The organism is Burkholderia sp. THE68 (assembly GCF_009938265.1).
Taxonomy (GTDB): Bacteria; Pseudomonadota; Gammaproteobacteria; order Burkholderiales; family Burkholderiaceae; genus Caballeronia.
The window spans coordinates 926,788-950,021 of sequence record NZ_AP022317.1; the positions used below are offsets into that span (position 1 = coordinate 926,788).

A 23,234-nucleotide genomic window follows, 5' to 3' on the forward strand; every position below is an offset into this window, starting at 1 on the left:
AATGATCCAAGTCGTAACGGTTGTCGCAGCGATGGTCGTCTCGTGCCACGTTTGGGCGCAAGACGGACCGCCGGCCCAGCAGCCTCAATCAACGCAGTCCGCAAAGGATATCGGCGGGGTCGCTGATACGTCGGTCACGAGCGCAGGTTCGCTTTCGTCCCTGGACCGAGGTCATTCCAGTCCTGGCGATTCGGCCCGGTCGAGTGAAATGCGCGTGCGGTCCGATACGTTTCGCCATCACTGAACGGTCGCACGGAAAAGTCAGTGGCCGATGCGCCGTTCGACGTTGCGGAAACGTCCCATCGAGCGGAAACGCCTAAACCACGCGTTCGTGCGAAGCTCGCAAAGCAGGGGCGAGCGTTCCGCGAGCGCGACTTCGAGCCAATGGAACATTTCGTCCGGCCGCTCGAGCCGCGCGTAGATTTCGGCGAGCAGGAAAGGCGAGGTGTAGCGGTTTCGTCGTCTCGCCAGCAAATCCTGTAAGTACCATTCGAGAACTTTTTTATAACCGCCGGAACACCACACTGTCCGAATCGCCTCGGCACGGGCGAATTCATTGCAGCGCGTGAGCGCGTCGATGGTTGCGTCGATCGCTTCCTCGAAATGCTCCTCGACCTCGAAAGCGGTCGCGAGCAGTTGATAAATGAGCGGCGAGCTCGGGCCGTGCCCCGCGCTGAGATACTCGCGAATCACTTCGTCATGCCGGCCTGACTGCACGAGCCCGAAAACACGCGAACCTTCGAATCCGAGGGGATCGACTCTTTCTGCGAGTTCAAACTGGGCGCGTCCTTCCGCCTCGCGGCCGAGGACGAGCAACAGTCGCGCATAGAGGCGGCTGGTTTCAGCGTGACTCGGATTCAGACGCAGCGCCGCGAGAAACTCCTCTTCCGCGCGGCGCCAGTCCCAGTCGTAGAAGTAATGGACGCCCGCGAGGGCCTGATGCGCCTCGGGAAGGCTTGGGTCCAGCTCCAGGGCGCGCAGTGCCGCTTCGCGCGCTTTCGGATAGCCCTGCGAGGGCGCGTAGAAGCCATGCGTCGCCGTCGAGCCATAGATGTTCGACATCCCCACGTAGCCCAGTGCATAGGTCGGGTCGAGATCCAGCGCGGTCTCGAAGTAGCTGTGTGCACGGATGAAGTCCTCGTCGTTCAGCGCATGATGCGCGGCGAAGCCGGCATCGAAATGAACGCGGCGCGTCCAGTAGTAGCGACCGCGCAGATACGCGTCGTGCGCGGCCGGATCGATCGGCAGCCTGCGTGACAACCTGTGTTGCTGCCGCTCGGCGAGTGCGGGCGAGACTTCCTTCGCAAGCGCCGCGCCAACCTCTTTTTGAATATCGAGCGCGCCTCTCGCCATCGGCTCGTGCGCGCAGCCCAAGAGCTGCACCTGGTCGAAGGAGCGAATCAGTTGCGCCTGAATGCGAACCCGTCCGCCCTCGCGCATCAGCGATCCTTCCAGCACATAGTCGACATCGAGCTCGTGGGCAATCTGGGCGATGCTCTTGTTGGCTCGCTGATAGCGAGCGGCCGTGGTGCGCGCGATTACCAGGATCCGCTGCGGATCGAGCATGCCGAGATTGGCGGAGGTCTCATCGGCGAGCGCGGCGCAAAAACTGTCGAGGCTGGTGTCGTCGCTGTTGTTCTCGAACGGCAAAACCAGGACGCGGATCGGAGCGTCGGGCGCAGCAGCAGGCGCGGCTTCCGCGGCGGGCTCCCCGGCCACCGCTCGAATGCCTTCCAGGCGGTAGCCCTTGCCCTTGACTGTGATCAAGTAGCGCGGGACGTCGGGGTCTTCGTCGAGCGCGATACGGATCTTTCGGATGGCTGTGTTGATGCTCGTGTCGGTGTCACGGTACGCATTCGCGCCCCACAGCGCCCGCACGATGTCCGCGCGCGTGACGAGCTGCCCGTTGCGCGATGCCATCAGGATCAGCAGCTCCATCGGCAGACGTTCGAGCTTGACCGGTTCGCCGCGGCGCCGCAACTCGTAGCGGCGCATGTCCAACTCGACGTCTTCCATGTTTGCGGGGCCGGGCGTGTTCATGGGCGCTCTCTCAGGGGCGATCGTATGTTCACATTCGTTGCGTCGGCCGACCGCGCGTTGCGCGCCATCCCGAACGATGCGGCGAACGACAGCAGCGCGCACGCCACCATGACGAGCGCGGGCGAAGCGCGCAGTCGCGCATCGAGAAAATGCGCCGCGAGGGGTGTCAACCCGAGCGCCAGGGTGAGCCCGAGATTCATCGTGGTGGCGACACCGCTGAACCTGACGTCGAGCGGAAACGACTCGGCGATCGCGCAGGCGTACGTGCCGTTCGCCAGCGACGCGATGACCCCGGCCATTACATATAGCGCGGACAGGTTGCACGAACGATTCGTCACCGCGATGAAAAAGACAGGCGCGAAGAGTGCGGACAGAATCGTCCCGAGTCTGAACACTTGGCGGCGGGACACGCGGTCGCCGAGATGCGATGTAACGAGGATGCACGCCGCGACGGAGATGAGATAACTGATTTGCGCGTCGATGATCTGGGCCTGCTCATAGCGGAGTCCACGCAGATAGGTCGGCAGATAGCCGAGCAAAATGCCGCTCGACGCGCCTACCAGAAGGCACGCGCCCGTACCGGTCACCAGACGCGTGAAATGTCGACGGCAGAGCGTATTGAAGGGCTCACGATGGCGTGCGCTGACGGCGCGCGCGTACTCGTCGGTTTCGGCGAGACGCCTGCGTATCGCGAAGCTCAATAGACCGATCATGCCGCCGATGAGAAAGCCGAGCCGCCAGCCGTAATCGTCCATCTGAAGGGGAGTAAGCGACCTTTGCACGACGAGATTGACGCAGGTCGCGAGGAGCAGGGCGAGATTGACGGCGACGAACACGATGCCGCATAGAAACCCTGGCCGTGCGCGGGCGGTTTCCACCGCATAGACGACGGCGCCCGGGAGTTCTCCGCCGAGACACAATCCCTGAATCAGTCGCAGCAGCACGAGAAGCACGGGCGCGGCGATGCCCCAGTCGGAATATGTAGGAAGCACTCCAATGAGGAAGGTCGCAACGGACGCGATCATCGCGGATGACAGAAAAGCAATGCGCCGGCCATACAGATCGCCCAGGCGGCCAAACACGATGCCGCCGACAGGTCTGGAGAGATAGCCGATAGCAAGCACCATGAAGGACAGCATCTCGCCGGATGTGCCAGCGTGCCGGGAAAAAAATGCGGCTCCAATGTTGCGGGCGAAGAAGCCATAGATCACGAAATCGAAGACTTCGAGTGCGCCACCTGTACTGGCCACCAGGATGGTCCAGCGCTGGCGGGCAGTCATGGCCGTCATGGCTGGTGAATGGTTATTTGGTTTTCTCGACACGAGGCGCCTCCATTGATGCCGGCGATCGGTTTCGATTAAGAGTAGGGCAGTTTTCTTCTCTCCGACGCCTGAAAAGCGTCCGTCATTCATGATTTCTTCATCGCGTCTTGATTGTTGGTCGCCCGTCGCCGCCGCAGTATGGATCAGTGTCGATGACAAAAGGGGACTGAAATGAAACACCGATTCTGGAGTGCTTACGCGGCCTTGGCCGGCGCATTGCTGCTCTCTGGCGGCGTCGCGCGCGCCGATGATCACCAGTGCTCAAACGCTACCCTGAGAGGGACTTACGCCTTCGCCGCGCACGGTTCGCTGGTAGGCATCATTGTCGGCGGAACGATCTATCCGTACGCGAGTCCTCAGTTGATCGACGGCGTAGCCGTACAGACGTTCGATGGCAGAGGTTCGTTCACGCGCAAGGACTTCCTGATGAACACCGGCATGGCGCGACCGGGCGCGGTTAATTCCGCCGGTTTCGCGCAAGGACAGACCGGCACGTATCAGGTGAATAGTGACTGCACGGGCTCGATGCACATCGAGTTTCCGGGAGCGCCGCAGGCGGGCGCGATACTCGATGTCCAGATCGTCGTCGAGCGCGACGGTCGCGTCATCAGAGGGGTGCTGAGCCGTGAGCAGGTTCCGGGCTCGATGCCGTCTGGAAACGGCACACCATGCGGTTCTCCATGCCTGCTGGCGCCGCAGATCAGTCTGGAAGGGACCCGGGGGGACTTCGAATCATGGAGGTAAGGGTCGATCGAATGGTTGGAAGCGCCGCGCTTACTTCTGCTCATTCTGAGGGCATCGCGGCGCGTGACCGATCCTGCCGCCACGGGTCGCTCTATGTCCCCCACGTGAAGGATCAGTCCTACGCCGGGGCCCGTGACGAGGGATGATTTCGACGTGTCACACGAGACGATCTAACCGAACGCTCTTTATTCAAGCACGTGGTGCCTTGAAGAAAGAGCTGCCATGAAAAATATTATTTCGGACTCCTATGATCGACTGCCTGGAATATCGATCAAAGTCTAGGCGCCGAGGGAGGAGAACTCAAAGCGGCTTCGTCGACGAACCTTCAGTATTGCCGGCTGCCCACTCTCACGAATTGACCGAAGAATCGCGCAATCTCGCGGCTCGCCGCCGGTCCGCGCATGTCCGTATGGGTGCCGTCGGGATGGCCTCCGGACCACGCATGACCCAGTCCGTGCACGACCCACTGCTCGCCGATCGATTCACCGTCACGATCGTGAAACACTTGCCGGGTATAGGCGTGGCCACCCGCTTCGTCGGCGACGTATATCGAGGAAGACGTCACTGTGTCGTCGGACATGCCATGCAGCAACTGGCTCATCGCCACGATCTGTTCGCTGTTGCGCGGATGCACCGTGTCGTCGGCATCGCCGTGAAAAACGATCAGAGGTACCGCGTGCGGTTTGGGGCCGCCGGACAGGATGTCGGGCAAGCGCACTTTGCCCTTGCCGTCATTCATCGCGCAGAGTGCTGTCATCTGCTCGTCGGCGACGCCGAACGCCAGGCCCGAATGAATCGCCGCGGCCGCGTAAAGCTCCGGATGTGTAACCGTAAGATTGACGGCCAATGCTCCACCGGCCGACATACCCGCGATATAAACGCGAGGTCGATCCACGTTATACGTGGCCGCGACCTCGCGCGTGAGGGCCGCGACGGCCGCCGCTTCGCCTGATTCGCGCGTCTGATTCGCCGGCATGAACCAGTTCCAGCACCTCAGTGGATTCGAACTTTCCGACTGCTCCGGATAGACGACGATAAAGCCGTTCTCTTCGGCGACGATGTTCATTTCGGTCCCCGACGCGAAGTCGTCCGGGTCCTGCTGCGCGCCGTGGAGCATGACGATCATCGGCAGCGGCTGGCCTTCGTATGCGGTCGGAACGTAGACCTTGAATCGATAGCGCTCGTTGCCATGCTCGAAACTCTTGCTCAACCAGCGATGAGCGCCCGCTTGCGCGATCGGGTCGTCGCTGTGCGGCGGTTCATCTTCGGAGGATGTCTTTTTCGTTTCACTTTCCGATGGCAGCGGAGTCGCAGGGCTTGCGACCGCTGTCTCGGCATTGTCGAAGAATTGCGCCGTGAGACCGACGAGTTCGCGCGGAAACATCGACCAGAACGAGTCGTGCGCCCACGCAAGCGGATGGAATGGATTCATCGATTTTCCCGTCGGGTCGAGCAGAATAAAAAACCCGCGTGATGCGGGTTTCGAAAGTCAACAGTGGCACGTCAGGGCTGACGGCACGGATTAGCGCTTCGCGTCGGCCTTGGCGGAACGAACGGCCTTCTCGGATGACTCGATCGCCTCGGCGCCGGCATCCGCAAGATCGGTCGATGCCTCGGCGGCACTCGATAGCAGTCCGACAGCCTCTTGCGAAGCAGATTCGGACGCCTTCTTCAGTCCGAAGCCGAACTGCTCGATCGGGCCACGCGCCTCATTGAGAATGTCCGTCTGCGTCGCACGAACGATCTGCCAGAAATGCCGCGTATAAGCAGCCGCCTTTTCGGGCGTCTCGGCGAGCAGAGTCGATTGCCAGCTCAGGAAATCGGCGGGTTTTGCCTGCGGGCCGGCCTTGGCAACGGCAGTGCTTTCTTCGAAGACGGTCTTGGCCGTCTGCACATTCAGTTCAGCAAGTTGCTGAAGCCCGCTCGCATACCGCTTTGCAACATTCACGAGGACCTGGAGGCTTGCTGCCGGGTAGACAAACGTTTGATTCGCGAAAGAAGAAGGAAACATTGTTGCTCCTGCGTTCAGCTTCGTATAAAAAGCTGTAGTTATGACCGAGCGCGATTTTGCTGCACCGCAATATAGAGACTTATCATACGGCACTTTCGGCTGTCGTCAAGTAAGCATTCGTGATTCCCTCTCCGTGTCATCAGCGGTGTCGATTCCTTCTTTATGTCCTACGAATCCCGTTTTTCAACGCGTCCCACAACGAACGGCGTGACGCCGTTCGGCACCGAACCGCTCTGGAACGACCGCAGCCCGAGGTCGGTGCTCCGATACTTGTCGTCCGCCCGCTGCTTCAACTGATCGACGAACCAGATTTCACTCCGCTCCCGAAGAACGGACCCGGAGGTCGGATCGGATTGCATATATGCCATGAGGCTCGGCGATGTCAGCAAGGTCGTCTTGGCCCTGCTCGTCAGGTCAAAGAGGATGATCGCGCTCGGACTCGTCACATTGTCACCGTCATACATTACTGCTCACATCGTGAATCGTCGATTGCCTAGACGAGAAGTGTCTTCGCTGTGGTCGTTTGATTAGCCGGCGAAGATTGCGCCGGAAACTCGCCTGTGCTGCGTAGGTCCGAGGTTAAAGTTCGTGAGGAGGGCACCATGCTTGAACTTTCCGGTATTGTCGAGCTTGTAGTCATCGAAGTGGAGACGCAGGAGGAAGAACGCCTCGTTCTAACAGCCAAGGACTTTCATCTGGAAAAGCGCTCGATGTAAGACGATGACGTTCTGCGCGAAGGTGGCGACGATGATAATGTGGCGTACGTGAGCGCGCTGGGATGTGACTTCAAAGCTGTCGCGACGCCGCCGAACAATCTTGAGTTCGAAGACGATCCGGAGGAAGTTCGCATTGACATTCTTGAAAACAATATCGAATTCGGCGAGCCACTTGACGACGAGGATGAAATCGATAACTAGCAGTTGAGTCCCGGGCGATCAAACGTGCGGGTACCGCTTTGCGTATGACGAACTTGCGCGCTTGCCATGCCTGCGGGATTTCGCCCTACGCCCTGAAGGTTTTGCCCAACTCGCGCTCCGCAAGGCGGAAGTAATGACGAAAGTTATAGACAAGGGGAGACCATTTCTCTGCGTCGATGTGATTGTCGTACCCGACAAAATCCCCATTAGCATGGACGCGAAAGATTTCCACCTCTGCGGCGACCCCGCCGCCAAGTTTCTCGAGCTTCTCGCCGCCCATCTTGTGAATATGACGTACACGGGCTTCCATTTGGACTGGGCATTCGGCGACCCTGAAGGGCTTGACGCTATCGCTCGCCAATTGGGTAAATCCCGCTTCTTCGAACTTGCACTTCTCAAAGCGAAATTGCTTCGCCTTGAGTTCAGGCACTGGGTTTTTGCCAGTTAGCGGCGCCAGTTTCTCTACCTGCTGCCACATCTCCGGGGAAGGGAAATTTGATGACGCATTCTGGGTTGCGTTCGAAATTTTCCGCGGTTTTTGTCTCATCGAGCAGCCCAAGAACCAGGGTCCACCCTAAGGCCCAGAATGATGACATCGGAGCCAGGTCGGTCGTCGCATCCTCATTGAGCGAGCTGATAAGGGCGACTGGTGTGCCGAAATAAAGAATTTTAGGTTCAATGGTGCGAAAGATTCTTTGAGTCACGGAAACCTCCTTCGTAATTTTAAAGCTCGGATTTGCGACTTGGGAAGATGGAGAAACCTGATGCATTTCATTCTGCCGCACTGAAGAGATGGACGTTTCAGCGTGTTCTGAAACGTCCATCCGCCTTCTGATTTCAAGTGGCGCGTCAAACTGGTAACTCGGCGCTGCCGTCTGATTCCCTCGTCGATAGACGAAGGTAGGCTGCGGCGAGTCGGCGCAATTCTTCCTCGGACGCGTCTTCAATGCCAATCAACTGATTAATTGCCGTGCGATGAATGATTAGGCTAACAATGAGGCAACCGGCATGTCAGTCGGTTAGTCTTAAGGAAGCGCGTACTTGCGCGGAGACGAGTCATCGATTGCCGGGATTTGACAGGGGAGGGGAATTTCGCGAGCCGTACGGCAAGCCGGACGGAAAACACGCCGGCTTCTCGTGTCAGGAAAGTTAGTGCCTAGCGATGCTCGTCGGAGCCTCTGCCTTCGGATGGCGCACTATACGTGCGTAGGCGTGCCCGGCGTTCGGCCAAGGTTTGATAGTGCGTCGACTCAAGAAGGAGGCACACATGAATGGCGAATAGGAGCCAGAGCGACCCTCCGTCCTGGCAACAATGCTGCGTCGGACTGGCCGCAATGGTCTCTGCTTCGGCCGACTTCCGGACGACGTATATGCATGAGACGCTGAGCAGAGGTGTCGACTTCGCCAGCTCGCCACTTCGTCGATTGGTCTGCGTCTTGCATAAAGCGTATGAGCGTTCTGCCTTTCCACCCCACGAGCCTTTCAGCGTCGACCTGACGCCTGGTGAGTACTGCTTTGGTGAGTGAATTATGCGTGTCCTTTTTGTAGAAAATGATACTCGCCTCTGCGAGGCGTTCAGAGCGCTCGCCGTATCTCTCGGGCATGTTGCGGATGTTGCCCATGATGGACATCAGGCGATGCTGCTGACACGAGCGAACCGCTACGACACGATCTTTCTCGACATCGGTTTGCCGGATGTGGATGGTCGCGATCTTTGCAGACGCATGCGGGCGGCGGGGCCGAGCAAGCTCGCTTGCGTCGTGGCGGTGACAGGCGATGAGCGGCACGTGCAGGAGCAGTCGGAGCATTTCGATGGTGCATTTCTTAAGCCGCTCACAGAAGATGGCTTCAAGGCGGCGCTCAACGCGTGCTGAGTGAATCGAATCGAACGCCGCCGCGGAGAAACGGCTCGATGCGTTGATCCGTATTGCAGGGTCGGACCTTTTGACCGGCGCGTACCAAGGCGGCGGCGTAAGGCTCGTGTATCGGTGCGAATAGCAAGATCGCTCATTAAAACAAGACAGGGTGACGGCACGGGAGAGAGCATGGCTGACCGCATGGTAGAGCTTTTCCGGTATCTGTCGAGTGGTGTCTATGTGATCGGCGTTTCCCACGGAGACCGGCGAAATGCATTCACCGCAAGTTCACTCGTTCACGTGTCCTTTAATCCGCTGCTTGTCGCGTTAAGCATCAATCCGGGGCACGCATCATATCCGATCCTTTTAAGTGGGGGAGTTTTTGGGATCAGCGTGTTGGGAGCGGAACAGCAGAAACTGGCCGAGCATTTCGGAACACAGTCAGGCCGCACCGTCGACAAGCTCTCGTCCACGCCCTGGCGAGCCGGCCGGACGGGTGCACCGCTATTGCGCGACGCGCTGGCCTATTTCGACTGTCAGTTGCTCACTGACGTCGCAGCTGGGGATCATCGGCTTGTGGTCGGCCGGGTGGTGGATGGAGCGATACTGATTCCGGACGGTCAGCCATTGCTCTATGCAGCCACGGGGAATCTGGATGAAAGCGCCGATCTCTTTGCGAAGGAGTTTGACCAACCCGCTAGGTACCGCAATTGTGTCCACAGAGTCTGACCGATGAACAAACCCGTCGCCCTGAGCTGATTTGAGGGATTCGCGAAAGTGCGCTCAAACCCGATACATCCAAGGGACACACGGTAGATCGGGATGACATGATTGCTCCGCGGTGAGGGATGGCCACGATTCCAGCAACGGCGTGCCTTGATGGATGTTCTCGCCGCGCGGCTTTCATTTTGCAGGCGGAGGGATCAATGAACGAGCCAAAGCCGATGCGCCTCAGATGATCGGCTTGCCGCCCGTCACGGCGATGGTTGCGCCCGAGATGTAGCTCGCCTCGTCAGTTGCCAGCATCACGTACGCGGCGGCCAGTTCGGCCGGCTGGCCGGGACGTTTCATCGGCGTTTGCTTGCCGAAGTTCTCGACGCTCGAAGGCGGCATCGTCGATGGAATGAGCGGCGTCCATATCGGCCCCGGCGCCACGCAATTCGCGCGGATACCGCGCTCGGCCAGCAGTTGCGCCAGTCCGCCCGTGAAGTTCTGGATCGCGCCCTTCGTGCTCGCATACGCGATCAGACCGGGATTCGGCGCATCGGCGTTGACCGACGTCGTGTTGATGATCGTGCCGCCCGATTGCATATGCACGAGCGCCGCCTTAGTAATACGGAACATGGCGCCGATGTTGGTCGAATAGGTCTTGTCCCATTCGTCGTCGCTGATGTCTTCGAGCTTGTCGTAGGTGGCCTGATAGGCGGCGTTGTTCACCAGCACGTCGATACGCCCGAAAACCTCGGCAGTCTTTGCGACGAGCGCTTTGCAATGCTCGCGATCGGTAATGTCGCCGGGCAGCAGCAGCGCACGCCTCCCGGCCTGCTCGACCCAGCGCGCGGTGTCGCGGGCGTCGTCGTGCTCGTCGAGGTACGCGATGGCGACGTCCGCCCCCTCGCGCGCGAATGCGATCGCGACCGCCCGGCCAATGCCGCTGTCCGCACCGGTGATCAGCGCAACCTTGCCCGCGAGCCGGTTGCTGCCCTGATAGCTCGATTCGCCGTGATCGGGCGGCGGGTCCATCGGCGCGGTGAGTCCGGGGCGGCGCTCCTGCTGTTGGGGCGGCATGGGCGAGCGGGGATATTCAGAGGCGGTCATGGTTTTGCTCCTTGTTGCGGGGTTGCGCCCTGATCGCCACCAAGCATTGAGCGTTCCTGGCAACGCAGGTCGATCACCTGTTCCCGCCTCAGGCGGTTTCCCTGTGGTGCATGCGGGGCTCGATGCGCTTCGCATGGGCGGTACGTAACTAGTCCTTGTGTCCGGGAAGCACGGCGCCGAGCACCTGTCTGGCGGTATCCACGATCACGTTGCCTTGTTGCGGATCGCCCTTCATGAGCGTGGTCGCGAACGCTTTGGCCTGTTGCAGCGTGATGTGCGGGGGCAGCGGCGGCACGTTCGGGTCGGTCTTCACCTCGATCACGACCGGCCGGTCCGATGCGAACGCCTGATCCCAGACCGCTGCCATGCGTTCGGCATCGTCGACATAAAAGCCTTTCAGACCGATCATCTCCGCGAACTCGTGATACGGCACGGAAGGAATATCCTGCGACGCCTCGAACTTCGGATCGCCTTCGATCACGCGCTGCTCCCAGGTGACCTGGTTCAGATCCTGATTGTTGAGGACCATGCAGATCCAGCGTGGATCGGACCATTGTTTCCAGTATTTGGCGACGGTGATGAGTTCGGCCATGTTGTTCATCTGCATGGCGCCGTCACCGACCAGCGCGACGACCGGCCGCGAGGGATGCGCGAATTTTGCCGCGATCGCATAAGGCACGGCTGCTCCCATCGATGCGAGCCCGCCGGAGAGTGAACACATCATGCCGCGCTTGACCTTGAGATCGCGCGCATACCAGTTCGCGCACGAGCCGGAATCGCTCGTGACGATGGCGTTGGCCGGCACGCGCGGCGACAGTTCCCATACGGTGCGCTGCGGATTCACACCGTCTTCTGCCGGCTCCAACGCCCGTTTTTCCAGCGTCTTCCACCAGTCGCCCGTCCAGCCTTCGATGCGCTTGCGCCATGCATCGTCGCTCTTCTGCTGAAGCAGCGGCAACAGTTCGCGCAACGTCTCGGCGCTGTCGCCCACGAGGTTCATTTCCATCGGATAGCGGATGGAAAGCATGTCAGCCTTGATGTCGACCTGCACGCCGCGCGCAGCACCTTCTTTCGGCAGGAATTCGGCGTAGGGAAAGCCCGAACCGATCATGAGCAGCGTGTCGCATTCGTTCATCAGCTTGTAGCTGGGCTCGGTACCGAGCAGACCAATGGAACCGGTGACGAATGGCAGGTCATCCGGCAGAGCGGCCTTGCCGAGCAGGGCCTTTGCCACGCCTGCGCCGAGCTTTTCTGCGACTGCGATCACTTCGTCCGTGGCGTGCAGGGCACCCGCGCCGACCAGAATCGCGACTTTTTTCCCGGCATTGAGCACGTCGGCGGCCCTTTGGAGATCGTCGGCGTAGGGCACGATCTTCGGTGCCTCGTAGCCGACTCCTGAATGCAAGGTGCCGTGCTTTCTGCCTGGAGGCTCGTATTCGAGATCTTGCAGATCGTTCGGCAGCACGAGCGCAGTCACGCGCTTTTCCGACAACGCGATACGCACTGCGCGATCGACCAGATGACGGATCTGCTGCGGCACGCTCGCCTGTTGCACGAACGCGCCGGCCACATCCTTGAACATCGCCGGGAGATCGATCTCCTGCTGGTAGTGACCGCCCAGTGCGGCGCGCGCCTGCTGGCCCGCGATGGCGAGCACCGACATGTGATCGAGTCGTGCATCATAGAGACCAGTGATGAGGTGACTCGCGCCCGGCCCCGATGTTGCAATGCACACACCCAGCTCGCCCGTAAACTTGGCATGGGCGGACGCCATGAAGGCCGCCATCTCCTCGTGCCGTGCCTGTATGAATTCGATCTTTCCCTTCGCGCGGTTAAGCGCCCCGAACACGCCGTTGATGCCGTCGCCGGGGTAGCCGAAAATGCGTCTGACGCCCCACGCGTGCAGGCGGTCAATGAGGAAATCGCCGACAGTCGCTGCCATGATCGAAGCTCCGGAGGATTGATGGGGGAAAGCAACGCGAAGATTTGGATTTAGGCGCCGGGGTCGCAATGCTCATGCCGCACGGACGAATTAATTAGCGGTTACCGGTTCGCGGCGACCGCTTGGCAATCTTGCGGCAGCGTCGAGCCCTGCACACAGTTATCAAACTTCTTCAAGCCCGCGGCGCGCCGCAATGGACGCCCGAGTCGTACGCGTCCTCAATGGGTATGGCATGTGCTTCACGTCGTTGGGCTGTAAGTGGAGTGGGCAGGGCGGCTTGCCGACGGTGTCGGAGAATTGGGGATTGCGATGAAGACGTTGAGGATAGATCGGTTGCGCCCGACTCAGTTCACCCACGGCATGCGGGAAATCCGCGACAAGACGAAGGGCTATCAGTCTTTGACGGGGCACGATCTCCAGATGGCGATTGCAGAAAAACCCGTCCCGGTCGTGCTCGGTCCGCACGGCGCTCCGTTCGCCATTGACCATCATCATGTCGCGACCGCATTGTGGCGCGCGAAGATAAAAACCGTTCCCTTTGTCCTGGTCAGGGACCTGTCGTCGTTGTCCAGGACTGAATTCTGGTTGGCGATGGAAAACAACCGCTGGACATATCCGTACGATTCTCATGGCCGACGCATCGCATTCGTTGAAATGCGAGAACAGGTGTGGGACCTGGAAGACGACGAATTCCGGAGCCTTGCCGCATTCGTGCGCGATGCCGGCGGCTATCTGAAAACATCTGTCCCGCTCGAGGAGTTTCGCTGGGCTGATTTCTTTAGACATCATTTGCCGCTGCCCAAAAACGATGACGAGTTCGACGCGCTCGTCAAGAAGGCGTTGAAGCTTGCCAGGAGCGAAGCCGCGCTTGGACTGCCGGGGTACCTGGGGCCGGACTGACTGTCTGGAGTCGGCCGTGTCTTTCGGTCAGATGAGGGTGTGCCTCGCGACAAGGCGCCGGTAGGGTCTGCGGCGGTCGCTACGTTTGAGCTGACCGTCATCTCGTCGACGGGAGGAACAGATGAACGTCCTGATAGCGATTTTTGGCGAAGGAAGAGACCTCGACGCCTTGCAGATGTCGGCTCGAACAGTGGTCGTCTGTCTGGCGGCTCTGGTCTTCATTCGTATCTCGGGCCGACGATCCTTCGGACAGCGTTCGCCTTTTGATTACGTGGTCACCATTCTTCTGGGCGCAACAATGAGCCGCGTGATTGTCGGCGCTTCTCCGGCGATTCCCACGCTGGTCGCATCGCTTGTGATGGTGCTCCTGCATCGAACGCTCGCGTGGGCTTGCGTTCGCTCTTCCCGGCTGGAATCACTGGTTGTCGGTGTTGAAAGAGAAGTCTTCACAAGCGGTCGGTTTAACGAAGAGCAGATGTCCGCCGCCCTTATCACCAAGACCGATGTGTTCGAGACCGCGCGGCAGGAGCTTCATTCGTTCGACCTCGACGAGGTGCAATCGGCGATACTCGAACGTAATGGACAAGTGAGTCTAATTCGCAAGAAGAACGCCGCGCGCAAACGGTGAGCTAAAAGTATCAGTTCGTCCGGATGCCGTGAGGGCGCTTTCGTATGGCGCGACCGTTCAGCGTCTCGACAAATCAAGTCTCTTCCCTGCGAAAACGCGCGCTATTGGTAAGGGCGCATTCCATGCTCGGGGCCTCGCGCATGGACCTGACTGAACCCTCAACGTTGTTGCCCCGGTGGCATAGTCGTCAAAGGAATGCGTGCGATGAAGCGCGTTCCTTCCGCCTCGGAAGAATACGCGTGAATCGTTCCGCCGTGCGCTCTCACGACCTGCTGGCATATATACAGTCCAAGACCGAGTCCCTGGTTTGTCGCTTTGCTGGCCGGTCGCCAATACGGCTGAAATACCTTTGACAGCGCTTCCAGAGGGATAACATCGCCTCGGTTTGCGACTTGGATGACCAAATGCAAGTCGTCGGTGCCGACTGATACAGTGATAGGTTCCACGCTTGACCCGTGGGTTACCGCGTTGACGAGGAGATTGGCGAGGAGCTGCTGCAGACGCGCCGGGTCGCAGCGGACATGTCGATCGATCCTCATCGTGACTTCGATCAAACGCCCCTCGTTCGCTTGCGCGATCTCCTGGACGACCGCCTGAAGGTGAGCGGACAGATTTTCGACGCATTCGATATGTGCTGGAATTCCGTTCCCCAGCCGGCCGCGCGCGAAATCCATGATGTCGTCGATGAGTCGCGACATGCGGGTCACGCTCGACTTCAGCATCTTGCTGACCGCAAGCACTTCAGGTGTCGCCGGACGAACATGAAGATATTCAGCGCTCGCGCTGATCGCTGCCAGCGGAGAACGGAGGTCATGACCGAGCACAGCGATAAATTCCTCCCGAAGCTTTGCCGTTTCACGCTCATTCATCAACAGGTTTTCAGTGGTTGACTGTCGCTTTTCACCATCCAGCTGCATGGCGATCAGCTTTGCGAATACCTCGAACATTCGGACGACACGCGGCTCGGAGACCTTCATTGGTCGTCCGTCGATCGCGCACAGGTTCCCGAAATACTCCCCACTGGAGAGCACGATGGGAACAGAAATGTAGCTGCGCAGATTGTAAATGGCCGGTGTGTGATGGTTTCTATAGGTCGGATCGATTCTAAAGTCGTCGACCACAATCGGCCCGCGGGCACAGCGGGACTCGTGACAGAGCGTGCTGTGCAGATCGAGCTGGCCACCGGGCTGAAGGCCAAAATTGACGTTGTCCTTGACTGCACATGCAGTCCACGACAGATCACTTACTCGCGCTACCGCGGCGAAACCCATCCCGGACTCGCTACAAATCATGTCCAGCATCGACGGTACGGCCGAGATCTGAGCAACCGCGCCGACATCGCGCAAAATCATCTCTCGCGACTCGAAAGCCGCTTTCGAAGACATGGTCGGTCCAACGGGGCCCTCGTGAGAAGCTCCATCGTGGACCGATGAGTCAGGCCGCATCGGGTTGTCCTTCGTCATGTTGCTTGGCCTCGTTTCGATTTTTGTCAGTTCCGCAAGGAGGGCAATGAGGGATTCGAGCATGAGTCCCTTCTGACAGTATCCGTCAAAGGCCGCGTCAGATGCTCGTTCTTTCACGTAGCGCTGGTTTCGACATGCTCGCGCGCTTCATCGATGACGAAACCGCCGATCCAGCCGATATGGACTGGCGCGGCATGATGGCAACCATTGGAATCCAGAATGGCAAGCTATTCCAGGCGACAGGGCTATTTCGTGATCCTGCGGCTCTACCGGCCGATGCAGGCGTTCTTCGACGAGTCATGGAAACCGGATGATCTGAAACGGATCTGACCGGGCATCAAAGTCGGAGGCGGGCGCGGGCGCTGATTTTCAGAAAACGCTCCTGCCAGGCAGTCACTTAGCTGTCGCGTGGTGGCTAACGATGTTTCGCGGCTGTCCCGCGACGTATGCAATAACGTTGTCCATCAACTGATCCGCGAGCGCCTGAATCGCCTCCTCACTGGCCCACGCGACGTGAGGTGTGAGAATGAATGCCGGATGCTCCAGGATTTCATTCAACGGGTTCGCTCTCGGAAGCGGCTCCTGAGTGACGACATCGAATCCTGCGCCGGCTATCGAACCACCCTTCAAGGCACGAACCAGTGCGGCTTCGTTCACAAGTCCACCGCGCGCCGTGTTGATGAGGAGAGGGCGCCGCTTCATCCTCGCGAACTCGGCATCTCCGATGAGGTCTTTCGTCTGATCATTGAGTGGACAATGTAGCGTGATGATGTCCGACTCTTCGAGCACGCGCCCGAACGGGGTGTAGAGCATTCCCATGTCGTCGCGCCCCTTGAAGGCCGAGACCAGCACGTTAAGCCCCAATGCCCTTCCAATATCGGCGGTCGCTTTGCCCAATGCGCCGTCACCGATGACGCCGAGCGTCGAGCCCGCCAGGTCCTTGATTGGAAAGTCGAAGAAGCAGAACTGTCCAGCCTCCTGCCACCGACCGGCTTGCACCGCCGAACGATAAGCCGTCAGGCTTCGTCGAAGCGCGAAGATCAGTGCGAAGGTGTGCTCGGGAACCGTACGCACCGCGTAGTTGCGGACGTTGCAAACCGCTATGCCCATTTCATTGCATGCGCTTGTATCGACGTTATCGGTGCCCGTTGCGGCGATCGCGATCAGTTTCAGGCTTTTCGCCTGAGCGATCACGTCGCCGGAGAGCTTCACTTTATTGGTGATGACGATATCGGCATCGCGAACCCGATCGAGGACCTCTTCGGGCTTGGTGGATTCGAACACTTGAAGTTCGTGACTGAACGGCAACTCCTTCAGCCGCGTATTGGGCGGGATGGTCGATCTGTCGAGGAAAACGACTTGGAGAGTAGACGATGATGAAGTCATGTTCTATCGGTTCATTAAGCTGCGGTGATGATGATGCGCTTCAATAAGCGCCGCGGCGGCTCGAACGACGTGGCGCACGTATTTAGTCGTCACCTGGCCCCGAGGCGAGCTGGCGTTCGAACGTGTCGCGGTCGAGCGCCTTCTCCCATTTGGCGACGACGATCGTCGCAATGCCGTTGCCGATGACGTTGATCAGCGCGCCGCCTTCCGAGATGAAGCGATAGATGCCGAGCACGAGAACCAGTCCCGCGACAGGTATGCCGGGTACGGAACTGAGCGTTGCGGCGAGCACGATGAAGGCGCCGCCGCTGACGCTCGCCGCTCCCTTGGACGTCAGCAGCAGGACCAGCAGCAGCGTGAGCTGATGGCCGATGCTGAGCGTGCTGTCGGTCGCCTGCGCGATGAAGATGGCGAGCACGGTCATGTTGATGCAACTGCCATCGAGATTGAAGGAATATCCAGCAGGTACGACGAGACCCACGACGGACTTCTCGCAGCCGAGTCTTTCGAGCTTCGCCATGAGGCGAGGCAGCGCGGACTCCGACGAAGACGTGCCGAGCACGAGAAGCAGTTCCTCGCGGATATAGCGCAGAAAGGCGATCAGGCTGAATAGACCGGAACCATGAACTCGTCCTTACAACGCATCTGGAAGCGATCGGCGCCGACAAGGCACAACTCGACGTGACGCACCCGCTTTCCCCTCCAGCGTTGGCATCGCTGCAGCAAAGGCTGAGGCTCGAATGGACGCCTGATGCGAGCGCAACGAGCACCACACGCTCTCAGTGCACGAAACTCAGGTCGTATCGACAATTTGAAGGTTGGCGACAAGTCGCTACGGCAGCACAGCGGGACCATGGGCCGTCCCAACGCGATGCGCTACATCGAGAAGATCATCGCAAACAACGAGCCAATCTCGACCTGGCAGATCCGCAACATTCACGACGGCCGTGCTGTAGCACAACGTCGGTGAGGGGGCGTGTCGCTACCGTCATGTGAATGTGGCGATCACCGACGCGCGAACCACGTCGCCCGACTTCCTGGATCTTCCGGCTGAACTGGCGGCGCTCCTCGTGTGGCATGCAAGAGCAGGGAACATGCATCCCATCGAGCGCAGCGGAACTTCATACGCGGTTGGTCAGGATCCATCCGTTCGTAGACGGAAACGGCAGAACAGGTCGCCTGCTTCTGAATATCGAATTGATGAAATCGAGCTATCCCCCGGCTGTTATCCGCAATGAGGATCGCGCAGCCTATTGCGATTCGCTGGACGACGCTTGCGTGAGCAACAACCACGCGGGCATCGCTCGGCTGATCGCCGAATCGGTCCTGCGTTCATTCGACCTCTACTTCGATGCGCTCGGTTTCGCTGCCGACCAAGGACCTTCCTCGGCCGCTCGGTAAATAATAGCGATACCGACATTAAGGCGCGCAGTCGCGTTATCGCTAACGTTCCATGTCGATGGCGTGACGTCGCGCCCAAGCGGCCAGATGTTAGACTAACAGCCCTAGTCTGGCCTCGTCACTGCGAGGAAAGAGAGCCCTTCCATATCGAACGAGCGGCCACCCGTGCCCGTCGCATCAAGCACTTCTCAGGGCTGACGTTTCGTTCGCACTTCACGAGGAGGAGAGTTTAGATGGACGAACAAGGCGTTCGCGCCCCGACTGTCACGGGAACATGCGCACGCTGCGGAGGCAAGGTGCCGTGGCCGATTTCGTCCTGTCCTCATTGCGGTGCGCCTGCGCGGTTTGTGTTCGGCGATCGTGCACCCGCCGCGAGGAAGCCCAGATCGGCAGCGCACAGCGCACCGAACGCGCGTGTTGATCGTCCGCCTAACCCGCCGCCGTGGCCGCGGCAAAATGCATCCTCGTTCGCATCGAACGACGCCGTTTATCCCGACGACGAGGTCCATCCGCCACCGCCCCGCGATACCGGTCGTCGGAGCATGAAAAAGGGGGCAGTGCTGACGCTTGCGGTGGCCTTCGTGCTCATCGGCGGATCGGGGCTCTTGTACTGGATTCAGAACCATGACGCGCAGGAAGAGCCGACGAGATCGATCGGCGCGCAAGGCATGGTGACGTCGAACGACTTGAATCAGCCCGCGCAGGCCCCGACCATGCCGCAGGTTCCGACGATTGCCCCAAGCTCGGAAGCGCCGCTGCCGAGTGACAAGGCATCCGCCGACAAAAATCAGAAGTTGATGCCGCTTGCCCTCGCGAGAGCGCACGACGGTCTCCAAAAAAACAACCTGCAACTGGCGCGGTCTGGCATTTCTTGGGCGCTTTCGTTGCAGCCGGACAATCCCGAGACCCTCCGGCTCAAGCAGGATTTGCTGTCGCGGGAGAGGGCTCGCAATGCGGCCTTGCAGGCGGCACGCAGTTGCGTCGTGCAGGAGCGTGCCATGTGTGCTTGGCAAAATGCCAACACTGCGCTGTCGATCGATTCGAGCAGCAACGAAGCGAAGGGAATCGCCGCGCGCTCCATGCAGTAGAGCATCCAGCGGCTGGAGCAGCACTTCGGACTCAGGCTGTTCAGCCGGACTACGCGCTCGCTGATGCTGACGCCGGAGGGGCGGAACCTTCTGGAGCGCACGCAGCGGTTATTGCGCGAGGCGGAAGGTATCGAGCAAGGCGTCGCCGCCGCGCGCGCGGAGCCGGCCGGAAGGCTCAAGGTGACCGCGCCGTCGCCCGTCGGCGTGAACATCCTCGCGCCCGCATTGCCGCCGTTTTGCCGACAGCATCCGAAAGGGAAGGTCGAGTTGCGCCTGAGCGAACGCTACGTCGACCGGATAGAGGAGGCGCGGATGTCACCATTCGAGTCGGCGAACCCACGGCTGCGGGGAGTGAACACTATGTCAAAACTCGAACCAACCAGAGGTCCACGGCAACCGGATGATCGGGTTTGGGGAAGTGAGCCGTCTCGTCGGCAACTGCCGACGAGACGCGCCTCGAAGCCGACTCAGCTGTAGACGATGTCCCTGCCACGCTCTGCTTGAGCGTTCTGTAAGCAAGCGGCCCCGCGTGCGGGGTATCGGCCCCGTGCCGATCGGCGTTAGGAATTCGCTAGTTCAGTTATAGATTTTTCTTAGTTTCCTGAAGCTGTACCTCGTGTCATTCTCGTTCCAGCTCAACGAAACGACAGGAGGAAGTATGCTGAGCGCCGAGCGAGAAGCGTTTGCACGCGATGGAGTCACCGTCTTACGCGGCGTATTCACGGACTGGATCGACCTGCTGCGCGATGGCGTCGACTTCAATGAAAAACACCCCGGCCCCGATTTTCGCGACTACACGAAGGGCACGTCGTCGGGGCGATTCTTCGGCGACTATTGCAACTGGCAGCGCATCGAGCCGTTTCGCCGCTTCGTCGAGGAAAGTCCGGCTGGCGCCGTTGCCCGGGAATTGATGGCGTCACGGCGTGCGCGCATCTTTCACGAGCACGTTTTAGTGAAGGAAGCGGGCGCGGACAAGATCACGCCCTGGCATCACGACGAACCGTACTATTGCGTGAGCGCGGAGCAGTCCGTGAGCATGTGGGTGCCGCTCGATCCGGTGCCGCGTGAGACTACGCTCGAATTCGTCGGCGGCTCGCATCGCTGGGGAAAGCTTTTTCGCCCGCGCAAGTTCACGGGCGTTGCGTACGACCGTTCGTCGGACGGACTCGAAGAGATGCCGGATATCGACGCGCATCGCGACGACTACAACATCCTTGGCTGGGACCTGAAGCCCGGCGATGCAGTTGCGTTCAACTATCTCACGGTGCACGGCGCGCCGGGCAATCGTTCAGGTTCGGTGTCGCGGCGCGTAGTGTCGTTCCGCTGGCTCGGCGACAACGCGGTGTATGTCGATCGAGGCGGCGAGACATCGCCTCCGTATCGACATCTCGCGGAGCAGCTCAACCCCGGCGATCCGCTGCCGGAGGAAGAGTTTCCGTTCGTCGTCTGACCGTGCTTCAGCGGCCGCCTCTTCAGCAATCGAGAACGAGGCGGCCGCGCTTGCAGCCCGACACGCAGATCATCATCGTTTTGCCTTCCGCGCGCTCCGACTCGCTCAGAACACTGTCGCGGTGATCGATATCGCCTTCGATCACCGACGTCTCGCAGCTGCCGCAAATGCCTTGTTCGCAACTCGACGGCACGTCGATGCCCTCGGCGCGAAGCACATCGAGCAGTCGCGTGCCGGCTTCGACGCGCACGACTTTTCCGCTTCGTCCGAGTTGCACTTCATAACCTGCGCCTTGCGCGTCCTTTAAACCACTCGGGTCCGCCGAGAATCGTTCGATATGCACGTGCGTGTAGCCGTTTTCGGCGCATGCGCTTTCGAATGCGCTCAGCATCGGCGTGGGGCCGCAGCAATAGAATCGCGTGGCGCGATCGCGTTCGTCGAGAAAGCCTCGAAGATCAGGCGGGCCGCCGGCCTGTACGTCGAAATGCAGCTTCAGTGAAAGCCCGAGCGCCTGAATCGGTTCCAGCCACGCCGCGTGCTCGCGCGAACGGCAGCAATAAAGCATCTCCACCGATTTACCGAGCGCAACGAGCCGTTGCGCCATGCTGTAGATCGCGGTTATACCGATACCGCCCGCAATCAGAACAAATCGCTCGCCGGATTCATCGAGCGGAAAGTTATTGCGCGGCTCGGAAATCAGGATCGAATCCCCGGTGCGCAACTTTTCGTGGACGAAAGCCGAACCGCCCTGACTCTCGCGCGCGCGAAGCACGCCGAGAATATATCGATCGCGATTGCCCGTCGCATTGACGAGCGAATAACTTCGCACCATGCCATTGGGCAGATGCAGGCTGATATGCGATCCGGCATCGAATGCAGGCAAGGGAGCGGAATCAGACGCGCGCAATTCGATGCTGACGGTGTCCATCGCTTCAACATGAATCCTGTCGACGATGACGGTAAAAGTGGCGGGACGCATGTTCGAAATCAGTCGCAGATACGATGAGCCATGAAGCTATAGAAGTCCCGAAGCGTGCCCTCCAGATTCTCCGCTGAGAGGGGGCCGGGTGAATAGAAAGTCGAGCTGACGCCTTTCTGCAGCGTTTCCAGCTTCGTGCGGTCTTCGGCGTTGAAGGCGTTCGCGAACGCGACGTATCGTTCGATGCTTTCCTTGTCCGGTGCGCGCTCGTGTCCGGCCAGGCCCCATCGGATCGCGACCTGATTGGTTGCGGCGGGCCTCAGGCAAAGATAGATCGTCTGATGCGGCATGTAAGTAACGACGAGATTCGGAAAGACGCTGAAGAGAAAACTCGATCGACGCTCGCTTTGGGTCAGGTCTTCGTGAAACGGCGTGCGTTGCGGCGAATCGGGCGTGTAGTGCGCGCGATAGGCCGAGAAGTGTCCGTTGCCCGGCACATATTCGCATAGCTCGGTGGGCGTGACGGGCCGCAAGGTGCGCGGATGCGTGGCGTTGAGGTGATAACCCTCCATGAAGTTTTCCGCCAGGCATTTCCAGTTCGTATGCCACACCTCTTCCTGGAAGTGATAAAGCTCGCGTTCTTCGTTGTGATAGTTGCGTATGTGCGCTTCGAGCGGGTGAAGCGCTTCGCCGAGCGGCGCCGCGTTGCCATCGATGTTCACGAAGATGAAGTTCTGCCAGATCGTCGAGTGGATTTTCGGCAGCGCGCATCGTGATGTGTCGAGATCCTTGCACTCCTGCATCAAGGGCGCGCGTCTGAGCTTGCCATCGAGTTCATAACTCCATGCGTGATACGCGCACGCGTGCACGCGCGCATTGCCACGGCCGCGTGCGACGAGATTGCCGCGATGCCGGCATACGTTGGCCAACACATGAACTTCGCCTTGGGCATCACGCTGAATCAACAGCGGTTCTCCGGTCAATTCAGTCGTGAAGTAGTCGCCGTTGCCGGGAATCTCGCCGACGTGGCCGACGCAAACCCACGTGCGTCGAAAGACGCGTCGACGTTCGAGCTCGGCGAAGTGAACCGAGCTATAAAACGCGCCGGGCATGCCGTGCGTCGCACGCTTCTCCGATCGCGCCAAGGTTGATAGCGTGTCGAGAAGCGCGCGGTCGTCCGGCGAGATTGCATCGGCAAATAGAGACGCTGGCACATTCATCGTGATGACTCACTCAAAAGCGGTTCTGATCGGAAACCCGTTGTCCGAGGCCGATGTTACAAAATAGCCTCGTCAAAGCATCGAGGAAAACATTGTTTTCCAATGCGCTCCCCAGTTTTCTCCTATGCA

Annotated in this window: 25 protein-coding genes and 3 pseudogenes; 13 read left to right on the plus strand and 15 right to left on the minus strand. The window is 59.7% G+C overall.

All coding sequences use genetic code 11. The features are described 5' to 3' along the window. Positions 1–261: 261 nt before the first annotated feature. Positions 262–2,040 (minus strand): winged helix-turn-helix domain-containing protein, encoded by a 1,779-nt coding sequence (locus tag BTHE68_RS25560; protein WP_162069195.1) that lies wholly within the window; start codon positions 2,038–2,040, stop codon positions 262–264. After that, positions 2,037–3,452: an MFS transporter gene (locus tag BTHE68_RS25565; protein WP_232078061.1), complete on the minus strand. Its 1,416-nt coding sequence runs from the start codon at positions 3,450–3,452 to the stop codon at positions 2,037–2,039. The genes BTHE68_RS25560 and BTHE68_RS25565 overlap by 4 nt, the downstream gene beginning before the upstream one ends. A gap of 81 nt (positions 3,453–3,533) precedes the next feature. On the opposite strand from BTHE68_RS25565, the gene BTHE68_RS25570 reads away from it, so the two are divergent. Further along, positions 3,534–4,106 carry a hypothetical protein gene (locus BTHE68_RS25570; protein WP_162069055.1) on the plus strand — a complete coding sequence of 191 codons (573 nt, stop codon included), beginning with the start codon at positions 3,534–3,536 and terminating at the stop codon, positions 4,104–4,106. A 325-nt stretch (positions 4,107–4,431) separates the two neighbouring features. Here BTHE68_RS25570 and BTHE68_RS25575 read toward each other — a convergent pair whose 3' ends face one another. The 3 genes from BTHE68_RS25575 to BTHE68_RS25585 form a co-directional block, all read right to left on the minus strand. After that, the gene (locus BTHE68_RS25575) at positions 4,432–5,538 is read right to left on the minus strand and encodes an extracellular catalytic domain type 1 short-chain-length polyhydroxyalkanoate depolymerase (protein WP_162069056.1); all 1,107 of its coding nucleotides are present in this window, start codon (positions 5,536–5,538) and stop codon (positions 4,432–4,434) included. A gap of 90 nt (positions 5,539–5,628) precedes the next feature. Beyond that, complete coding sequence (gene phaP / locus BTHE68_RS25580; protein ID WP_162069057.1) at positions 5,629–6,210, minus strand: TIGR01841 family phasin; 582 nt, start codon at positions 6,208–6,210, stop codon at positions 5,629–5,631. 74 nt (positions 6,211–6,284) lie between these two features. Beyond that, positions 6,285–6,581, minus strand: coding sequence for a hypothetical protein (locus tag BTHE68_RS25585; RefSeq protein ID WP_162069058.1), 297 nt, complete (start codon positions 6,579–6,581; stop codon positions 6,285–6,287). Positions 6,582–6,881: 300 nt separating this feature from the next. Here BTHE68_RS25585 and BTHE68_RS25590 point away from each other — a divergent pair, with 300 nt between their 5' ends. Then, a complete protein-coding gene (locus tag BTHE68_RS25590) occupies positions 6,882–7,034 on the plus strand; it encodes a hypothetical protein (protein ID WP_162069059.1) in 153 nt (50 codons plus the stop codon). An 85-nt stretch (positions 7,035–7,119) separates the two neighbouring features. Here BTHE68_RS25590 and BTHE68_RS36745 read toward each other — a convergent pair whose 3' ends face one another. The 3 genes and pseudogenes from BTHE68_RS36745 to BTHE68_RS36975 all read right to left on the minus strand — a co-directional run. After that, on the minus strand, positions 7,120–7,464 hold the full coding sequence (locus tag BTHE68_RS36745) for a flavin reductase family protein (protein WP_197919716.1): 345 nt from the start codon (positions 7,462–7,464) through the stop codon (positions 7,120–7,122). Beyond that, on the minus strand, positions 7,457–7,858 hold the full coding sequence (locus BTHE68_RS36750) for a flavin reductase family protein (protein ID WP_197919718.1): 402 nt from the start codon (positions 7,856–7,858) through the stop codon (positions 7,457–7,459). The genes BTHE68_RS36745 and BTHE68_RS36750 overlap by 8 nt, the downstream gene beginning before the upstream one ends. Before the next feature lie 25 nt (positions 7,859–7,883). Next, positions 7,884–8,012, minus strand: a pseudogene (locus tag BTHE68_RS36975) (low affinity iron permease family protein); the annotation flags it as partial. A 551-nt stretch (positions 8,013–8,563) separates the two neighbouring features. On the opposite strand from BTHE68_RS36975, the gene BTHE68_RS25600 reads away from it, so the two are divergent. Both BTHE68_RS25600 and BTHE68_RS25605 read left to right on the plus strand, forming a co-directional pair. Beyond that, entirely contained in the window at positions 8,564–8,908 is a 345-nt protein-coding gene (locus tag BTHE68_RS25600; RefSeq protein WP_162069060.1) for a response regulator, read from the plus strand. A 171-nt stretch (positions 8,909–9,079) separates the two neighbouring features. Beyond that, positions 9,080–9,619, plus strand: coding sequence for a flavin reductase family protein (locus BTHE68_RS25605; protein ID WP_162069061.1), 540 nt, complete (start codon positions 9,080–9,082; stop codon positions 9,617–9,619). A 222-nt stretch (positions 9,620–9,841) separates the two neighbouring features. On the opposite strand, the gene BTHE68_RS25610 is transcribed toward BTHE68_RS25605, so the two are convergent. After that, a complete protein-coding gene (locus tag BTHE68_RS25610) occupies positions 9,842–10,708 on the minus strand; it encodes a glucose 1-dehydrogenase (RefSeq protein ID WP_162069062.1) in 867 nt (288 codons plus the stop codon). Positions 10,709–10,856: 148 nt separating this feature from the next. Next, complete coding sequence (locus tag BTHE68_RS25615; RefSeq protein ID WP_162069063.1) at positions 10,857–12,650, minus strand: thiamine pyrophosphate-requiring protein; 1,794 nt, start codon at positions 12,648–12,650, stop codon at positions 10,857–10,859. Positions 12,651–12,959: 309 nt separating this feature from the next. Between BTHE68_RS25615 and BTHE68_RS25620 the strand changes: the two genes are divergently transcribed. Beyond that, positions 12,960–13,550 carry a ParB-like protein gene (locus BTHE68_RS25620; protein ID WP_162069064.1) on the plus strand — a complete coding sequence of 197 codons (591 nt, stop codon included), beginning with the start codon at positions 12,960–12,962 and terminating at the stop codon, positions 13,548–13,550. 121 nt (positions 13,551–13,671) lie between these two features. Beyond that, positions 13,672–14,178 (plus strand): DUF421 domain-containing protein, encoded by a 507-nt coding sequence (locus BTHE68_RS25625; RefSeq protein ID WP_162069065.1) that lies wholly within the window; start codon positions 13,672–13,674, stop codon positions 14,176–14,178. 158 nt (positions 14,179–14,336) lie between these two features. Here BTHE68_RS25625 and BTHE68_RS25630 read toward each other — a convergent pair whose 3' ends face one another. Continuing rightward, entirely contained in the window at positions 14,337–15,704 is a 1,368-nt protein-coding gene (locus BTHE68_RS25630; protein WP_353622661.1) for a GAF domain-containing sensor histidine kinase, read from the minus strand. Positions 15,705–15,742: 38 nt separating this feature from the next. Between BTHE68_RS25630 and BTHE68_RS25635 the strand changes: the two genes are divergently transcribed. Next, complete coding sequence (locus BTHE68_RS25635) at positions 15,743–15,955, plus strand: hypothetical protein (RefSeq protein ID WP_162069066.1); 213 nt, start codon at positions 15,743–15,745, stop codon at positions 15,953–15,955. Between the two features lie 79 nt (positions 15,956–16,034). On the opposite strand, the gene BTHE68_RS25640 is transcribed toward BTHE68_RS25635, so the two are convergent. Next, positions 16,035–17,027, minus strand: a complete 993-nt coding sequence (locus tag BTHE68_RS25640) for a D-2-hydroxyacid dehydrogenase (RefSeq protein ID WP_162069067.1) — start codon at positions 17,025–17,027, stop codon at positions 16,035–16,037. An 82-nt stretch (positions 17,028–17,109) separates the two neighbouring features. Further along, positions 17,110–17,637, minus strand: a pseudogene (locus BTHE68_RS25645) (cation:dicarboxylate symporter family transporter); the annotation flags it as partial. Positions 17,638–18,104: 467 nt separating this feature from the next. Between BTHE68_RS25645 and BTHE68_RS36980 the strand changes: the two are divergent. The 5 genes and pseudogenes from BTHE68_RS36980 to BTHE68_RS25660 form a co-directional block, all read left to right on the plus strand. Next, positions 18,105–18,182 (plus strand): annotated as a pseudogene (locus BTHE68_RS36980) (hypothetical protein); the annotation flags it as partial. A gap of 45 nt (positions 18,183–18,227) precedes the next feature. Beyond that, on the plus strand, positions 18,228–18,428 hold the full coding sequence (locus BTHE68_RS36985) for a hypothetical protein (RefSeq protein WP_232078107.1): 201 nt from the start codon (positions 18,228–18,230) through the stop codon (positions 18,426–18,428). Positions 18,429–18,661: 233 nt separating this feature from the next. Continuing rightward, positions 18,662–19,516: a TFIIB-type zinc ribbon-containing protein gene (locus tag BTHE68_RS36755; RefSeq protein WP_197919720.1), complete on the plus strand. Its 855-nt coding sequence runs from the start codon at positions 18,662–18,664 to the stop codon at positions 19,514–19,516. Positions 19,517–19,579: 63 nt separating this feature from the next. Then, positions 19,580–19,993, plus strand: coding sequence for a LysR substrate-binding domain-containing protein (locus BTHE68_RS25655; protein WP_232078062.1), 414 nt, complete (start codon positions 19,580–19,582; stop codon positions 19,991–19,993). Positions 19,994–20,174: 181 nt separating this feature from the next. Further along, entirely contained in the window at positions 20,175–20,966 is a 792-nt protein-coding gene (locus BTHE68_RS25660; protein WP_162069068.1) for a phytanoyl-CoA dioxygenase family protein, read from the plus strand. A gap of 22 nt (positions 20,967–20,988) precedes the next feature. Here BTHE68_RS25660 and BTHE68_RS25665 read toward each other — a convergent pair whose 3' ends face one another. Together BTHE68_RS25665 and BTHE68_RS25670 are read right to left on the minus strand one after the other, a co-directional pair. Continuing rightward, entirely contained in the window at positions 20,989–21,945 is a 957-nt protein-coding gene (locus tag BTHE68_RS25665) for a PDR/VanB family oxidoreductase (protein WP_162069069.1), read from the minus strand. Between the two features lie 8 nt (positions 21,946–21,953). Then, positions 21,954–22,901, minus strand: a complete 948-nt coding sequence (locus BTHE68_RS25670) for an aromatic ring-hydroxylating oxygenase subunit alpha (protein WP_232078098.1) — start codon at positions 22,899–22,901, stop codon at positions 21,954–21,956. Between BTHE68_RS25670 and BTHE68_RS36995 the strand changes: the two genes are divergently transcribed. Beyond that, positions 22,818–23,036, plus strand: a complete 219-nt coding sequence (locus tag BTHE68_RS36995; RefSeq protein ID WP_232078108.1) for a hypothetical protein — start codon at positions 22,818–22,820, stop codon at positions 23,034–23,036. The genes BTHE68_RS25670 and BTHE68_RS36995 overlap by 84 nt on opposite strands. The last annotated feature ends 198 nt before the right edge of the window (positions 23,037–23,234 follow it).

What these genes read in the sequence shown, in the direction of transcription:
- BTHE68_RS25560 (WP_162069195.1), bottom strand. Translation starts at nt 2,040, where the DNA reads ATGAACACGCCCGGCCCCGCAAACATGGAAGACGTCGAGTTGGACATG.
- BTHE68_RS25565 (WP_232078061.1), bottom strand. Translation starts at nt 3,452, where the DNA reads ATGAATGACGGACGCTTTTCAGGCGTCGGAGAGAAGAAAACTGCCCTA.
- BTHE68_RS25570 (WP_162069055.1), top strand. Translation starts at nt 3,534, where the DNA reads ATGAAACACCGATTCTGGAGTGCTTACGCGGCCTTGGCCGGCGCATTG.
- BTHE68_RS25575 (WP_162069056.1), bottom strand. Translation starts at nt 5,538, where the DNA reads ATGAATCCATTCCATCCGCTTGCGTGGGCGCACGACTCGTTCTGGTCG.
- BTHE68_RS25585 (WP_162069058.1), bottom strand. Translation starts at nt 6,581, where the DNA reads ATGTATGACGGTGACAATGTGACGAGTCCGAGCGCGATCATCCTCTTT.
- BTHE68_RS36750 (WP_197919718.1), bottom strand. Translation starts at nt 7,858, where the DNA reads ATGGACGTTTCAGAACACGCTGAAACGTCCATCTCTTCAGTGCGGCAG.
- BTHE68_RS25600 (WP_162069060.1), top strand. Translation starts at nt 8,564, where the DNA reads ATGCGTGTCCTTTTTGTAGAAAATGATACTCGCCTCTGCGAGGCGTTC.
- BTHE68_RS25605 (WP_162069061.1), top strand. Translation starts at nt 9,080, where the DNA reads ATGGCTGACCGCATGGTAGAGCTTTTCCGGTATCTGTCGAGTGGTGTC.
- BTHE68_RS25610 (WP_162069062.1), bottom strand. Translation starts at nt 10,708, where the DNA reads ATGACCGCCTCTGAATATCCCCGCTCGCCCATGCCGCCCCAACAGCAG.
- BTHE68_RS25615 (WP_162069063.1), bottom strand. Translation starts at nt 12,650, where the DNA reads ATGGCAGCGACTGTCGGCGATTTCCTCATTGACCGCCTGCACGCGTGG.
- BTHE68_RS25620 (WP_162069064.1), top strand. Translation starts at nt 12,960, where the DNA reads ATGAAGACGTTGAGGATAGATCGGTTGCGCCCGACTCAGTTCACCCAC.
- BTHE68_RS25625 (WP_162069065.1), top strand. Translation starts at nt 13,672, where the DNA reads ATGAACGTCCTGATAGCGATTTTTGGCGAAGGAAGAGACCTCGACGCC.
- BTHE68_RS25630 (WP_353622661.1), bottom strand. Translation starts at nt 15,704, where the DNA reads ATGCTCGAATCCCTCATTGCCCTCCTTGCGGAACTGACAAAAATCGAA.
- BTHE68_RS25635 (WP_162069066.1), top strand. Translation starts at nt 15,743, where the DNA reads ATGCTCGTTCTTTCACGTAGCGCTGGTTTCGACATGCTCGCGCGCTTC.
- BTHE68_RS25640 (WP_162069067.1), bottom strand. Translation starts at nt 17,027, where the DNA reads ATGACTTCATCATCGTCTACTCTCCAAGTCGTTTTCCTCGACAGATCG.
- BTHE68_RS36985 (WP_232078107.1), top strand. Translation starts at nt 18,228, where the DNA reads ATGAAATCGAGCTATCCCCCGGCTGTTATCCGCAATGAGGATCGCGCA.
- BTHE68_RS36755 (WP_197919720.1), top strand. Translation starts at nt 18,662, where the DNA reads ATGGACGAACAAGGCGTTCGCGCCCCGACTGTCACGGGAACATGCGCA.
- BTHE68_RS25655 (WP_232078062.1), top strand. Translation starts at nt 19,580, where the DNA reads ATGCTGACGCCGGAGGGGCGGAACCTTCTGGAGCGCACGCAGCGGTTA.
- BTHE68_RS25660 (WP_162069068.1), top strand. Translation starts at nt 20,175, where the DNA reads ATGCTGAGCGCCGAGCGAGAAGCGTTTGCACGCGATGGAGTCACCGTC.
- BTHE68_RS25665 (WP_162069069.1), bottom strand. Translation starts at nt 21,945, where the DNA reads ATGCGTCCCGCCACTTTTACCGTCATCGTCGACAGGATTCATGTTGAA.
- BTHE68_RS36995 (WP_232078108.1), top strand. Translation starts at nt 22,818, where the DNA reads ATGAACTTCGCCTTGGGCATCACGCTGAATCAACAGCGGTTCTCCGGT.